We start from the raw sequence: 15,246 nt of genomic DNA on the forward strand, positions 1-15,246 counted from the left end.
GGTGGGGAGGGTTTTCATCTTAAAGTAGTATATTCTGCAGCTACTGGTTATGGTGAATAGAATTAGGCGGGATGGTGGCGGGTGTAGAAATGGTTGCTTTTATTGAATGAAGGTCATGCGGGAATATGAAGGATCGGAGTAATGGAGGATGGAGCACGGGATGATGGATTGTAATGGACGTAGAAGTTGAAGTATTGGTGAATGGAGCTCGGGTAGAAGTTTGAGTAACGGTGACGGGATGCTGACTGGATTGCGATAGACGTAAAAGTGGAAGTAATGGTATTCGAAACTTAAGAATTACAGTCTGGATGGTGATGGACGCAAAGTTGCTGTTGAGATGTATCAAGTTCAGGCTGAACACTGGCGGGTAATAGTAGTAATCAAAGTTTTGTTACGAGTAGAGCTCAAGTTGTTTTGTAACGGGTGTAGAAGCCGAAGTTAATGATGAACTGTGTTCATGCTTGCCTCTAACGAACTTAGAAGTCGCTATTATAATGATTTAGGCATAATCTGAATTCTAACGAACTTAGAGAGCGCTATATGCTCAAAAATGAGTTAAATCATTGATATTGGAGGCTAATAGGGTTATCTGGGTTCGTTACGTTTGCAAGTGTGTGGAATTGAAGCAAATAAGACTTCTGGGGTTCGTTACAACTTTTCGCGAGGCGCTTTAGCAGAGTTCGTGTGGCTTCTGTGTGAAGTTAATGAGTTTTCATATTGTTTCGTCAAATATTGGCTGTGGCTTTGAGCCGCCTTTTTGAATAAGGAGGATAAAGGAAAGCCTGTGAGGTTGACCGTATTCGACCTTCAATTTATACTTAGTCTAAAATCAGTAGTAAAAGGAATGATCTTTTTATGAATAAAATTAACTTAACGATACAGCGCAAGGCCATCTTTGAAGTTGTGCAGCAAGCCCATGATCACCCGACGGCGGCCGATGTCATTGAACGGCTTCGGGGCAAAGGCTTCAACTTCGCTTACGGCACCGTGTACAACTCATTGCGTTATTTGACAGACGTGGGTCTCATTAGAGAATTGAAGCTTGGAGAAACGGTTAGCCGCTATGATGCTCGGACGGATGAACATCAGCATATTGTATGCACTGTATGCGGGCGTGTGGATGAAGTGCTGACCGACTTGCCGAGTGAGTGGATGGAGAAAGTGGCTTTGGAGACGAAATACAAGATCGAGCATGTGCAAGTTGTATTAGAGGGGGTTTGTGATCAATGCGCGACGAAACAACCACAATGAACAACGATTTTATGAACGAGGGCATGCCACTCGACCAGAGTGCTGCCGCAGCCGCTGGCTATTCAGAGGAAGAGCTGCTGCAAAACGGGATGCTTTGCTCGATCACGAAGCGGGTCATGATTATTAGCCCGTTTCCAGAGAGGGTCAAAAGCCTGCTCGTCGCGCTTTCATCCGAATGTTTTGATGTGTTTTCACTGCATGATTTCAATAAAAGCATGCTCCAAAGCTTGCAGCCGGAGCTGCTCGTATTTGATGCAATCCCTGTAGCTCAAGCTGCCACGAGCCATACGCTGCAAGCAGGTGCAGAACTGGTGGAAGCAGCTGAGCTGCATGCGGTTCCTGTCCTCATTTTAATGGATCAAAAATCGTATGAGAGCCGTGAGACTTTTGCCCTCGGCGCATCTGAGCTGCTGGTCTGGCCAGCTAAACCTGAGCAAGCGATAAAACAAATCAACCGTATGCTTCTGAATAAACCAGCAGCAGCTGCGAAAGCGGATAGCGATATTCGTGTGTTTAAGGATATTGCAGTTGATCTCAAAAAAATGACCGTTGATCGGGCGGGGCAGCGAATTGAGCTTACGAAGACGGAATATGATTTGCTTCTGCATTTCATGACATCGGACGGCTCCGTTCTAACGCGTGAATCTTTGCTCGATACCGTTTGGGGGCTGCATTTCTATGGAGGCAGCAACTTGGTGGATGCTCATATTAAGAGCTTGCGCAAAAAACTAAAGGACAGCGCCGTAGCGCCAAAATATATAGTTACCGTGCGTGGTGTAGGCTACCGGATAGCGGATATTCGTGACTAAGGGGTAAGTGCATCATTTTAGGTAATGAATTTCACCAGCATGTTGTGGTTCATGAAATATTCATTTTTCATTCATTAGGCTTTCATGACAGTTGACCGTTGATTCGATAAGATTGTTTTATGAATTTAGATCAAGTCTAAATATATAAAATGATTGATGAGGTGCTATCATGGAAAACTATATGACAACGAACCAAGGCACGCCGGTTGGCGATAATCAAAACTCGCGCACAGCGGGGCAGCGTGGACCAACACTAATAGAGGATTACCATTTGCTTGAGAAGCTTGCGCATTTTGATCGGGAGCGTATTCCAGAGCGTGTCGTGCATGCCCGGGGAGCAGGCGCACATGGAGTATTTCGTACGGAAGTTAGTATGAAGGATCATACGAAGGCTCTTTTTATGCAGGAGCCGGGAGTAGAGACGCCTGTATTTGTGCGCTTTTCAACGGTTATTAACGGAACAGGTTCGCCGGAGACGGCGCGCGACCCACGCGGCTTTGCGGTAAAGTTTTATACGCAGGAAGGTAACTATGATCTTGTTGGAAACCATTTGCCGGTATTTTTCATTCGAGATGCGATGAAATTTCCTGATATGGTGCATTCCCTCAAGCCGGCGCCAAATACGAATGTCCAAGAGCCTGCGCGCTACTGGGATTTCATGACGCTCTCCCCAGAATCGACGCATATGCTCACCTGGTTGTTCTCCGATGACGGAACGCCTGCTACTTATCGTGAAATGGACGGATTCGGCGTTCATGCCTTCAAGTGGATTAATGATGATGGTAAGCCGACCTATGTTAAATACCATTGGAAGTCGCTGCAAGGAGTACGAAACTTTACAGCAGCGGAAGCTAGCGTGATGCAAGGCAAAGACTTCAACCATGCGACACGTGATTTACATGATGCAATTGAACTCGGCAACTTCCCAGAATGGGAGCTTCATGTACAGCTTATGCCTGTCGATCATGTGGAACGGTATGCGTTTGATCCGCTAGATCCAACGAAGGTGTGGCCGGAGGATATGTATCCGTTGCAAAAGGTAGGCACGATGACATTGAATCGCAATCCAGTAAATTATTTTGCAGAGGTTGAGCAATCAGCTTTCTCGCCAAGCACACTTGTTCCAGGAATCGAGCCATCGGAGGATAAATTGCTGCAAGGCCGATTGTTCTCTTATCCGGATACTCAGCGCTACCGCCTTGGAGCGAACTACCTGCATATTCCGGTAAATTGCCCGTATGCACCTGTTCGCAACTATCAACGAGATGGTGCAATGACAATGCATGCAAATCCTTCTCCAGTGAATTACGAACCTAATAGCTCATCAGAGAGTCCAAAGGAAGCAAAGGCTTATGCTGATTCTTACGCACCTCCTCTGGGACAGGCTGGCCGCCAAAAAATCGATAAAACTGACGATTTCACTCAAGCGGGCGAGCGCTATCGCTCACTGCCTGAAGATCAACAAGCAAACCTAATCGCCAATTTGACGGGTGAGCTAGAGCAAACTAATGATGATATAAGACTCCGCGCCATCTGCAACTTCTTCCGGGCTGATCGCGAATTAGGCATGAAGCTTTCGCAAGCGCTGGGCGTTGATATCCGCAAGTTTGTACCTCAGAGTTAATTCAGAAGCAAACGGGAATATGATGACAGAAGCACGCTGAATATGCGTGTTTCTGGGTTTCCCATCTACATATTCTTAAATCCACTAGAAGCCATGAGCAAGCTTAAAAGCAACCTCCAGCTGTGAGAAACCACAATTGGTCAAACCAAACTTTAAAAGATATCCCGTTCAAGACGAACGATTTAACCAAGAATGAAGAAACTTTTAACCACCCAGTACTCTACTCAACAATCTACGAACTATTGAACCGACGTATCGACGAACCCAAGAACCAATGAAACACGAACCCACGAACCCACGAACCCGCGAATTGATGTATCGATCAACCCGCGAACTGATGAACCGTTGTATCGATGAACCTACGAACCTACGAACCCACGAACTGATGAACCGACGAATCCACCAAACAAACTAACCCATTTTTTCAATATCAACTAACACTAACAGGAAAACCTCCATCTAATTTTACTAATTCGGCTGATTTTAGTCATTTAGAAGGAAAACCTCCCGTTAATTTGTTGGATATTAGCAAATTCCGCTGAAATGGACTGAATTAACAGGAGAAATTCCTGTTAAATTAATATTTTCCGTAAAAAAGTGTGAATTAGCGGTAGAAATTCCAGTTAAGCTACTTTTCTTTGAGGAGACAAGTTATGGAAGCAAATAAGTTAAATTTCTTATGCGAAGGATACGTTCATTTTAACCAAATCACTCATCATCAATTAACACTAACAGGAAAACCTCCATCTAATTTTACTAATTCGACTGATTTTAGTCATTTAGAAGGAAAACCTCCCGTTAATTTGTTGGATATTAGCAAATTCCGCTGAAATGGACTGAATTAACAGGAGAAATTCCTGTTAAATTATTAATTTCCGTAAAAAAGGGTGAAATAGCGGTACATATTCCAGCTAAGTTTCTTTTCTTTTGAGGAGACAAGTTGAGGAAGCAATTTAGTTGCGTTTCATGCAAACTGATCGTTTTTATGAGGTGGATAAGGTTGGACTTTCAGGCAACGGATAAGTTTGATATAACGTTAAAAAGAATGCAAGAACAACACTTTCCATATGATTCCAGATGCCTTATAATCAAAGACAAGAGACGAAGAACGTCCCGTTACCACTCACTCTAGAGTGAGTGGTAACGGGACGTTTTCTATTTTCCAGAGGGGATGATTGAAGGTGACTTATGAGGAGGCGCATCGCTCATTTATTCAATACCATGTAGATAAAAGGTCAGGGGAACGTCGCGGAAGGCTGGAAAGAGGGCATGGACATGCGGAATCCAAATTTTTGTGTAATGTCTGGTGGCCTTTGTGTGGAGATTTTCGAAACCTACATCCTGAGTATGAAGTATTGGATTGGCGCGGCAGATCCTATTTTGCAGATTTTGCTTGGTTTTCCGGTACCGTAAAGCTCATTATTGAGATCAAAGGATTTGCATCTCATGTTAGAGACATGGATCGACAAAAATATTGTCATGAACTAAACCGCGAAACCTTTTTGCATGCGATGGGTTACCCGGTCATCTCTTTCGCTTATGATGATGTTGAGAAAAACCCTGAGATATGTATGACCATGCTCAAAATGGTGATGAGCAGGTACCAGGCTAGGCGAGCACCAATAACACGAATTCAACTAGCAGAGAAAGAGATCATGCGGCTTGCTGTTCAACAGGCTCGTTTAATCAGGCCGAGGGATGTGGAGCGTCATTTTGGTATTGATCATAAAACAGCAGTAAATTTATTGAAAAAGTTATGCTCAAAAGGAGGGCTTATCCCTCTCTATCGTGGCAATCGACAACGAGTCGTAGGATATGAGCTCGCTCATGACTTTCTTCATTTTCTGGAGTAATGGTTCAATCATTATTGCGACCGGCTTCAGCTTCTTACTTACATCGCAGCTTCCAAGAAGCTAGACGAAAATGAGGAACTTTTAGATTAGAAAAAAAGCCTCCATAGACGGTCATAGTCTTAAAAAAATAGCGTATGTTTGCGATGTTTATGGTTTTGAAGTACGATGGAATAAAGAGTAATTTATTGCTGCCTTGTAAAGGATTAAGAGCATTTTCGCGATTATAAAAATAGGGCATCCACACCATGAAAACGGGGGTAATTAGCGGTGCTGCTGTCAACGCAAGCGATTCAAGTTGGTTCCATCGTCATATCAGCTCTTGCCGGTCTTACACTTATTATCCTGCGTATGCGCGCTGGTAAACGGCCGACCTCATTGCGCAAAATCATCATACCGCCGTTAGGCATGGCTACAGGCTTCGTCATGTTTGCCTTTTCCCAGACGCATATTCCATGGTTTTGGGGGTTAGCCGCTTTTTTGACAGGCATGCTGATCTTTGCTTTCCCATTAATCGTCACGACCCGTTTGGAACGCGTGAAGTCGGAAATCTATGTAAGACGATCTAAAGCGTTTGTATTTATTATGCTGACGCTGTTCATAATCAGGCTTTCTCTGCATAGTGTCGTAGAGCAATATATGTCGATTCCGCAAACCGGGGCGGTTTTCTATTTGCTCGCTTTTGGCATGATTCTACCATGGCGTTTGGCTATGATTAGTGATTATATGAGACTGCAAAAAGTAGAAATGTAAGTTGAATGGGGGAGAATGTATGGATTCGAAGCTGACAGAACGAGTGAAGCTGACCCAGAGCAAACTTAGAAGACGAACACTATCTGCGATTTTTCAAGAATTTGATCAAAAAATAATGAAGCTTGAGCGCGGCAAACGTGAAGAAAAGTATCTTAAAATGTCGGAAACGCCATTTTCTTTTTTTCGCGGCAGCGCTTATTTGTTTTATTTTGACGCATCACGAATTTGGTTTCCCTATCATACGCCAGAGGGGCGTCCCACTTGGGTTCAGGGCGATCTGCACTTTGAGAACTTTGGTGCTTTCCGCAATGAGCAAGGTACGCTCGTCTATGATGTGAATGATTTTGACGAAGGTTATCTGGGCTCGTATTTGTATGATTTGATGCGAATGTCGGTAAGTATAGCGCTCGTCGGCAGGCTTAAAGGACAAACCCATGCTAATCAGATTAGCGCGATTGAAGCTTATCTGCAGGCCTATTCCAAACAGATGCGACGATTCGCAAAGGGCAAGGATGATCCTGGCACCTATGTGATTGATATTGAGCGTGCGGAAGGTCCCGTCAAGAAGCTGCTCAAAAAACTGCAAAAACGCAAGGATCAGCACTTCCTTGAAAAGGTTACTGCGCTCGTACAGGAGCATAGGCAGTTTGCAACGACAGATGAAATTGTATCTCCGACTGACGAAGAACGTGAGGCTTTATTGCAAGCATGGCCGATGTATTTAGATACCGTCAAAGCCGATGACTCAGAAGAATTGCGTCATTTTCAGGTGAAGGATATTGCAGTGAAGCATGGATCAGGGACAGCATCTATTGGGCTCGATAGATACTATGTACTGATTGAAGCAGGCGAAGATGCACAAGGCGAGGACGATATCGTGCTTGAGGTAAAGGAAGTGCGCGTTCCGGTTCCAGCTTATTTTATGCCTTATGATGAGACATTTTGGTCTATGTTTGAGCATCAGGGACAGCGCGTAACCATGACTCAGAGAGCGATGCACCATGAGGCAGACCCGTATCTTGGATGGCTATCCATTGGAGAGCGGCAGTTTTATGTGCGTGAGCGATCACCCTATAAGAAGCGGCTTAAGCTAGAAGCGCTTGATACGGCTGGAGATTTGCTGTCGGTTACGACAAGCATGGGCAGGCTGACCGCAAAAATGCACGCGAGGGCGGATGCCGATGTAGCGCAAGGTATTCTTGCGTATCACAGTGAGATTGAGATTGTGAAGGCGATGGGCAATGACGAGGATGCTTTTTGCACGTCAATTGCCAATTGGGCGCTTTCCTACGCAGATCAAGTGGAACAGGATTATGCTTTGTTCACGGAATGGCTGGGCAGTAGAAAGAAGCAATCGCAATTATAAATAATGGGACTGCACCTCGGTGCAGTCTTTTTTTGCGTAGCAGCTATAAAAAAAGGGTTCAGCGCAGGGGATTACATATAGCGACTGGATAATTGGTTTTAGAACCATGCTTCGTTTTTCCTATATAGGCTTTAGGTTTGACATTCATTTGTTCCCCATGGTATTCTATGTAATAATTAAATTGTGTACAATTTAATTTATTATAACTCACATATTTTAGAGGAGGCAACAAACAATGAGCATTTACTCACATGAGCTGCAAAGCATTGATGGTAGACAACAAAGCATGGAACAATATAAAGGTAAGGTGCTAATTGTCGTCAACACAGCAAGCAAATGCGGCTTTACACCACAATACGCGGATTTGCAAAAACTATATGAACAATATAAAGATCAAGGTCTTGAGATTCTTGGTTTTCCAAGCAATCAATTTGGCGAGCAGGAGCCGGGTGCAAACTCTGATGTTCAAAGCTTTTGCCAGTTGAACTACGGTGTGACATTCCCTCTTTTTGAGAAAACCGATGTACGGGACGAAACCGCTCATCCTCTTTTCAAGCAGCTAACGGAAGATGCGCCTTTCCAAGGTTTTGATACAAGCAACCCTAGCGGTAAAATGCTCAATGCTTTCCTCTCGGAGAAGCTGCCTCATTATCTCGAAGGCAACTCAGTCAAATGGAACTTTACTAAATTTCTAATTGACCGTGAAGGCAATGTCGTAAAACGGTTCGAATCGACCGATGAACCTGCCGATATGAAGGCTAATATCGAGCAGCTGCTATAGTGCTCCCTCACTTAAAAATGAAATAGATGCGGCTTCCGGGCGAAAAAAAGCCCATTTAATGGTTTTTTTAGTCGTTTTGTAGGTAAGACTGTTGTCTAATGACGAATAGCTTCCGTATATCCAAACATTCTTCGATGTGAAGGACTATGCTTCGACCTTTGGAAGTGAATGCAAAGCTTACTTCTATATACGTGAATCGGATGGTTCATAGAAGTGATAGAGAATAAACTAGCCTCATTACGGACAACGAGATGTGCGAAGCTTAATCAATATGCTATCGCAATGCCGTAAAATCAACGGTTAATTGCTGAGGTTTTGATAGAGTGAACAACGAGCAATAGATGGGTTTTAATTGGGAGAACAACGGATGCAACTGCACGTTCACACACCGTCTATTAAGCAAAATGAGATTGGCCTAACCTCAGTTTAAGAGTTAATTGTTGGGCTTATCATACACTTCATACTGTGTCATTTGATCCTGCAATTCTTATGGAAATATCGTACTTACACTCTATTCAATTAATATAAAACAGAAGTTGAAAATGGACAGAAACGATAAATTGTTTCTGTCCATTTTTTGCTGGTCTTAAATATCTTGAAACTCAATATTTGAGCATTTTTTGATCTCAGATTGAAGTTGTAAATATGCAATAATATTCAGATAAACTATGTACTGAATTAACATATTTCTTTAATATATAAGGATTTATCCATTTCATGTGCGTGTGTAATTCGAAGTTTAAAAAGGTTTATATATACAAAAATAAAAGTTACTCAGTCCTGTTGACTAGAATCAAATGAATAAATAGAAGCGAAAACGGAGCGGCAATGAGGCAGTGTGAAATATGCTGATTTATGATACCGTTCGTGCCACCATTCTGATGATTGGCGAAGCACAAAGCAACCATCGTCAATACACGTTCCAGCCTGTCGGACTCAGTGTTTTTCAAATGAAACTATACCGGCTCAGACCGTGCGCTTGCAGATATATTTTTTGAAAAAGGTTATACTACCCATCGGAGCAATAGATAAGTCGCAGACAGCTTAGATTACTACAGGAGGAATGGCTTATGAAGGATCAAAAACAAGAAGGAGCCTCGCAAAGCGGGGAAATCGGTACAGGGGAGCGGTTTACGTCCTCGGGTTTTATTTTGGCAGCAATAGGCAGTGCGGTCGGCCTCGGCAATATGTGGAGGTTCCCGTATATTACAGGTAAATATGGAGGAGCGGCCTTTTTTCTTCTATTTTTTATATGCATGCTGCTAGTAGGACTGCCGGTGCTGCTAGCGGAATTATCAGTAGGTCGAGGCGGCCGCGGCAATGCGTCCTCTTCGTTCACTCGGCTGGGCGCGCATAAGCTGTGGAGCGGCTTCGGCGTTATTATCATTTTGGGAGCGTTCGTTATATTGTCGTTCTATGCGATAGTTGCAGGCTGGACTTTGCATTATGCGATGTTGTCTTTTACAGGCCAACTGTTTGAAAATAATGATTTTGCGCAGCAGTTCAGTGATCTTAATGGAAGCTGGATGCCGGTATTCTGGCAATTCATCGTCTTGCTGCTAACGGGTCTCATCATTATTCGAGGTGTATCGGCAGGTATTGAAAAGGTTAATAAAATTTTTATTCCAGGGCTGCTTATACTGCTCATTGTACTTTGTGTGCGTGTAATGTTTCTGGATGGAGCCGGCGAAGGCGCAGCCTTTTTTCTAAAGCCTGACTTTAGCAAGCTGACAGCGGAGTCTGCATTCGTAGCGCTTGGCCATGCCTTCCTATCCCTTTCCCTTGGCATGGGTACCATTATTACTTATGGGGCGTACGTGGATAAACGGCAGTCGCTTTCTCTAGCAACAGCAGCAGTAGGTACAGGCAATATTGTTTATGCACTTCTTGCAGGACTGATTATTTTCCCTACTACCTTCGCATTTGGACTCGAGGCTTCGCAAGGCCCTGGTCTCGTATTCGTAGCCTTGCCTGCAGCATTCTCAGCTATGCCGTTAGGGTGGCTGTTTGGAGGGCTGTTCTTCGTAATGATCGCCTTTGCATCGCTTACTTCAACCATCTCACTGCTTGAGGTGCCGGTTGCTTTCGTTCGCGAGAAATTTGGCTGGAGCCGGAGCTTTTCAGTTATTTTGTTATCCATTCTTTGCTTCGTTATTGGGGTGCCATCGGCTTTATCGCTTGGTGACAAAATACCTTGGCTTACGTTTGGCGGGAAGTCGTTTTTTGACTGGGTCGATTTTGTATGCACAAACATCGTTCTGCCGCTTGGCGGACTAGTCGTTACTATATTTGTCGGGTATGTATGGAAAGGCGGAGCTAAGGAGTCAGGCTTGTCTGCATGGTGGGTGCGAGTATGGTTATTCATGCTGCGTTATGTGGCACCTATTCTGGTATTGCTCGTATTTCTTTATTCTTCCGGCATTATTTCGTTCTAGTCCTCTGGATTGCTATTCTCGGGAGCGTGCTCTGAAAGTGGCTGATACATACTAAGTATTATAATTTGACGGGAATTTGTGTATTATAAGAGGATAAATATTTTCCGTGGGAAAGGTTGGTCGCAGATGGAGAATGCAGTAGATAACAAGTCCTCATCCTCGAATTTTATAAAAAGCATCGTAGTCGAAGATTTGAAGAGCGGCCAAGTGAAAGAAATCGTCACTCGTTTTCCGCCAGAGCCAAATGGCTATTTGCATATTGGACATGCCAAGTCGATTTGCTTGAACTTTGAGCTGGCTGATGAATTCAAGGGCAAGACAAACTTGCGTTTTGACGATACGAATCCGTTAAAAGAAGATACTGAGTATGTAGAGTCCATCCAAGAGGATGTTCGCTGGCTTGGCTTCGAATGGGACGACCTTCGCTTTGCTTCCGATTATTTTGAAGAGCTTTACAACCGTGCGGTGTTTCTTATTCAAAAGGGCAAAGCATATGTATGTGATCTGACAGCTGAGCAAATGCGCGAATATCGCGGCACGTTGACTGAGCCTGGCAAGGAAAGCCCGTATCGGAACCGTACAGTAGAGGAAAACCTTGATTTGTTCGCACGCATGCGCGCAGGCGAATTTAAGGACGGCGAAAAGGTGCTGCGCGCAAAAATTGATATGGCTTCACCGAACATCACATTGCGTGATCCTGTGCTGTATCGCATTGCGCATACGCATCATCACCGCACGGGAGATGCTTGGTGCATCTATCCGATGTATGACTATGCTCACCCGCTAAGCGATGCCATTGAAGGCATCACGCACTCGATCTGTACGCTGGAATTTGAGGACCACCGTCCACTCTATGATTGGACGATAGCTGAATGTGAGATGGCTTCCACACCGCATCAATATGAATTTGCCCGCCTGAACGTAACGAACACCGTTATGAGCAAGCGCAAGCTGAAGCAATTGGTGGATGAAGGGGCTGTAGACGGCTGGGATGATCCGCGTATGCCAACGATCAGCGGTTTGCGCCGCAAAGGCTATACACCGGAATCGCTGCGTGCTTTCTGCCGTGAGATCGGTGTATCGAAGAGCAACAGCCTAGTGGATGAGCGCAACCTGGAGCATTTTATAAGAGAAGACCTGAAGCTGAAGGCGCTTCGTACGATGGCTGTATTGCGTCCGCTTAAAGTGGTCATTACAAACTATCCAGAAGGTCAAACCGAGCTGCTTGATGCCGAAAATAATGCAGAAAACGAAGAGATGGGAATCCGTCAAATTCCGTTTTCGCGTGAGCTATACATTGAACAGGATGATTTCATGGAAAATCCTCCGAACAAATATTTCCGTCTGTTCCCTGGCAATGAAGTGCGTCTAAAACATGCTTACTTCATTACATGCCAAGAGGCGATCAAGGATGCAGAGGGCAATGTGATTGAGCTGCGCTGTACCTATGACGTGAAGACGAAGAGCGGATCCGGCTTTAATGAACGTAAAGTGAAAGGCACCATCCACTGGATTGAAGCTTCTCAGGCGATAGCTGCTGAGTTCCGTTTGTTTGAACCGCTCATTACGAGCGAAGCGGAAGATGAAGGCAAACCTTTCATGGAATGCATCAACCCGAATTCACTTGAAGTATTGCAAGGCTTTGTTGAGCCTAATATGAAAGATGCAGTCGGCGGCGATAAATTCCAATTTTTCCGTCACGGCTACTTTAATGTAGATCCGAAGGATACAACAAGTGAGAAGCTTGCCTTCAACCGAATCGTTTCATTAAAGAGCTCGTTCGATCCGTCCAAGGCGTAAACCCGTCAAAAATAATACAAGCCTGCCTTGCCTGAGTGCTCGGCAGGCTTTCTTTCTGTTTAGAGGGGGATGAGAAGATGGCGAAGCATAATATTTATGGCTTAATACTAGCCGGAGGCTTAAGCACGAGAATGGGAGCCGACAAAGCGCTGCTGCTTATTGAAGGCAAACCGCTCCTATATCGTCTCGTACAACAGCTAACAGAGCTTGTGCAGCATGTAGTTGTTTCAGTAGGATCGCCTGAGCGTGAAGAGCTTTATCGTAAAAGCCTTGAAGATTTAGGAGAGACGGTAAGCTTCGTGACGGATCATTATCCAAAATGCGGCCCGTTATCGGGAATGCACGCGGGTTTGTCCATGATTTCAGAGGGTTATGTATTTGTTATGGCGTGTGATATGCCGCAATTGTCCGAAGGATTGCTGGCTGAGCTAATGACTCATGTGGAAAAAGGGGTAGACGTAATCCATGCGTCTGACCAGCCTTTCCATGCTCTCTATCATGCTAGCATTGCAGTTCAAATAGAGGAAGCGCTAAAGGATCAAGATTATCGTCTCATGGGTCTATTGCACCGGCTTCAAACCATCGAGGTTTCTCAGTTAGAGCAGCACGGGGTATCTGTTTTTACGAATCTCAACACGCCTGAAGATTATAACAAGTATAGGCAGGAACAAGGGGACTGAAGAAGCTCGCCCTTTATAGGCGGAATTAGACGGAATCTACCATGCAGCATAGATGCTTAAACATTCAGCGATGTGATATAATTTGTCAAAGTTGTAATAGGCCTATTTAAAGCAGCATCCATCTAGACGTAGAAGGGTAAGAGGTGGCAGGTATGACCAAAGAACTCAAATATGAAATTATCGATGCGCAGCTAAGTGATCTAAGGCGTATTGTTGATATTTATAATTCAACAATTGCAAGCAGAATGGTGACGGCTGATCTTGAGCCAGCTACTGTAGCTAGCAAAAAAGCGTGGTTTGATGACCATTCTCCTGATTTCAGGCCGCTATGGGTATTAACGATTGAAGGGGAAATCGCAGCTTGGTTTAGTTTCCAATCGTTTTATGGCAGGCCGGCTTACAATGCGACTGCCGAGATAAGCATTTATATAGCGGAAGAATACCGTAAGCTTGGTCTTGGAACGGTACTGATTCAGAAAGCGATTGAGGCAAGTCCGGGCTTGGGGATAAATACGCTGCTTGGTTTTGTATTTGGACATAATGAGCCGAGCCTCGCTCTGCTTCGTAAGTTTGGATTTGAGGTTTGGGGTCATTTGCCTAAGGTAGCGGTACTGGACGGTGTAGAAAGAGATCTGGTGATCTCGGGGAGGCGTATATGAAGCGAACGCTTGTGATTAGTGATATTCATGGATGTTATACACCTTTTAATGATTTGCTTGAACGTATGAATTATTGTCCCGGCGAGGATCAGCTTATGCTGCTTGGTGATTTCGTTGATCGGGGGCCGCAAAGCAGAGAAGTGGTAGAGCAGGTCATCGGCTTAGTCCAAAAGGATGGAGCAATTGCCATTCAAGGCAATCATGACGAGAGGCTCGTTGATGTTATGCTGGAGCGAAGCGAGCAGGCGCTGCTTAAGTTTACCGGCCATGGCGGCAGGCAAACCGCAGAGAGCTATGCTGGCATTAAGCAAGGTCCGATTGAGTATGTTATCGATCAAGCCAAAATAGCTGTTCAGGAGCGTTACGCGCATCATATGACTTTTCTGGACAACCTGCCCTATTATCATGAGGATGAACACTTTATATATGTACATGCGGGTCTTAATCCGAATTACTTGAATTGGAAAGAGCAGCCTGCTAGAGATTTTCTTTACATAAAACAACCATTCCTTGAGAGGCCGACCAATGTAGAAAAAACGGTTATTTTCGGCCATACAAAAACCATCGATATTCATGGAAAACCAGATGTTTGGTTTGGCGCAGGGAAGATTGGCGTTGACGGAGGATGTGCAACAGGACATCAGCTTAACGGACTAGCGATTACAGGAGCGGCAGAGTTTAACGTGTATTCTGTCCCTTGGAGATTGTAAGGGATGCGCGGGTATTCGAAAGCCATATTCAAAAGCTCTCTGCTGAATATGTTGATTACCGTAATTGCTTTGTTCTACACCTTGATCATGTGCTGGCTTTTATTTCATCGTGGCCGTCATTTTGGCGAGGGGTATAACTATAATTTGGTACCGCTTTATACGGTAAAAAAATATATCATCCATTATGATCATTTCAATCCTGACATTTGGTTCAAAAACTTATTCGGAAACATTGTCTTGTTCATACCGATCGGCATATTCCTGCCCTTATTAAATAAGAAGTACTTGAAAGTATTTAGACTGACAATGGTCACGATTATGTTGATTACAGCCGTTGAGCTTACTCAAATGTTGACGCGGGTGGGCAGCTTCGACATTGACGATATTATTCTTAATACGTTTGGCGCGCTGCTTGGACTGCTGATGACTAGGCTTGTCGTTCGTCGGACTCTGTAATTAACAAATCTTTTAATGTTAAAATAATTGAAAAGAAGCGATAGAAATATCGATTACGAAAGGAAGAAATGT

General features: G+C 44.3%; 14 protein-coding genes. All 14 read left to right on the forward strand.

The features are described from left to right. Window positions 1-855: 855 nt before the first annotated feature. The 14 genes from AB4Z45_RS14775 (at window position 856) to AB4Z45_RS14840 (ending at window position 15,174) form a co-directional block, all read left to right on the forward strand. Window positions 856-1,251, forward strand: a complete 396-nt coding sequence (locus AB4Z45_RS14775) for a Fur family transcriptional regulator (RefSeq protein ID WP_076266298.1) — start codon at window positions 856-858, stop codon at window positions 1,249-1,251. Beyond that, window positions 1,227-2,060: a winged helix-turn-helix transcriptional regulator gene (locus tag AB4Z45_RS14780; RefSeq protein ID WP_441910122.1), complete on the forward strand. Its 834-nt coding sequence runs from the start codon at window positions 1,227-1,229 to the stop codon at window positions 2,058-2,060. Before AB4Z45_RS14775 ends, AB4Z45_RS14780 begins: the two co-directional genes overlap by 25 nt. 169 nt (window positions 2,061-2,229) lie before the next feature. Beyond that, window positions 2,230-3,684 carry a catalase gene (locus AB4Z45_RS14785; protein ID WP_441910124.1) on the forward strand — a complete coding sequence of 485 codons (1,455 nt, stop codon included), beginning with the start codon at window positions 2,230-2,232 and terminating at the stop codon, window positions 3,682-3,684. Between the two features lie 653 nt (window positions 3,685-4,337). Next, entirely contained in the window at window positions 4,338-4,514 is a 177-nt protein-coding gene (locus tag AB4Z45_RS14790; protein WP_441910125.1) for a hypothetical protein, read from the forward strand. 351 nt (window positions 4,515-4,865) lie between these two features. Next, on the forward strand, window positions 4,866-5,537 hold the full coding sequence (locus tag AB4Z45_RS14795; RefSeq protein ID WP_441910126.1) for a DUF559 domain-containing protein: 672 nt from the start codon (window positions 4,866-4,868) through the stop codon (window positions 5,535-5,537). 267 nt (window positions 5,538-5,804) lie between these two features. Next, a complete protein-coding gene (locus AB4Z45_RS14800; protein WP_441910128.1) occupies window positions 5,805-6,287 on the forward strand; it encodes a CcdC family protein in 483 nt (160 codons plus the stop codon). A gap of 19 nt (window positions 6,288-6,306) precedes the next feature. After that, a complete protein-coding gene (locus AB4Z45_RS14805) occupies window positions 6,307-7,653 on the forward strand; it encodes a DUF2252 domain-containing protein (protein WP_441910130.1) in 1,347 nt (448 codons plus the stop codon). A gap of 235 nt (window positions 7,654-7,888) precedes the next feature. Further along, complete coding sequence (locus tag AB4Z45_RS14810; RefSeq protein WP_441910131.1) at window positions 7,889-8,434, forward strand: glutathione peroxidase; 546 nt, start codon at window positions 7,889-7,891, stop codon at window positions 8,432-8,434. A 1,070-nt stretch (window positions 8,435-9,504) separates the two neighbouring features. Next, window positions 9,505-10,869, forward strand: coding sequence for a sodium-dependent transporter (locus AB4Z45_RS14815; RefSeq protein ID WP_441910133.1), 1,365 nt, complete (start codon window positions 9,505-9,507; stop codon window positions 10,867-10,869). Window positions 10,870-10,995: 126 nt separating this feature from the next. Beyond that, window positions 10,996-12,669: a glutamine--tRNA ligase/YqeY domain fusion protein gene (locus AB4Z45_RS14820; protein ID WP_441910134.1), complete on the forward strand. Its 1,674-nt coding sequence runs from the start codon at window positions 10,996-10,998 to the stop codon at window positions 12,667-12,669. 77 nt (window positions 12,670-12,746) lie between these two features. Next, window positions 12,747-13,349, forward strand: coding sequence for a molybdenum cofactor guanylyltransferase (gene mobA / locus AB4Z45_RS14825; RefSeq protein WP_441910136.1), 603 nt, complete (start codon window positions 12,747-12,749; stop codon window positions 13,347-13,349). A gap of 152 nt (window positions 13,350-13,501) precedes the next feature. Next, window positions 13,502-14,008: a GNAT family N-acetyltransferase gene (locus AB4Z45_RS14830; RefSeq protein ID WP_441910138.1), complete on the forward strand. Its 507-nt coding sequence runs from the start codon at window positions 13,502-13,504 to the stop codon at window positions 14,006-14,008. After that, complete coding sequence (locus AB4Z45_RS14835; protein ID WP_441910139.1) at window positions 14,005-14,718, forward strand: metallophosphoesterase family protein; 714 nt, start codon at window positions 14,005-14,007, stop codon at window positions 14,716-14,718. The genes AB4Z45_RS14830 and AB4Z45_RS14835 overlap by 4 nt, the downstream gene beginning before the upstream one ends. 3 nt (window positions 14,719-14,721) lie before the next feature. Beyond that, window positions 14,722-15,174 carry a VanZ family protein gene (locus AB4Z45_RS14840; protein WP_441910140.1) on the forward strand — a complete coding sequence of 151 codons (453 nt, stop codon included), beginning with the start codon at window positions 14,722-14,724 and terminating at the stop codon, window positions 15,172-15,174. Window positions 15,175-15,246: the final 72 nt, after the last annotated feature.

This window comes from Paenibacillus sp. MCAF9, assembly GCF_052114265.1.
Taxonomy (GTDB): Bacteria; Bacillota; Bacilli; order Paenibacillales; family Paenibacillaceae; genus Pristimantibacillus.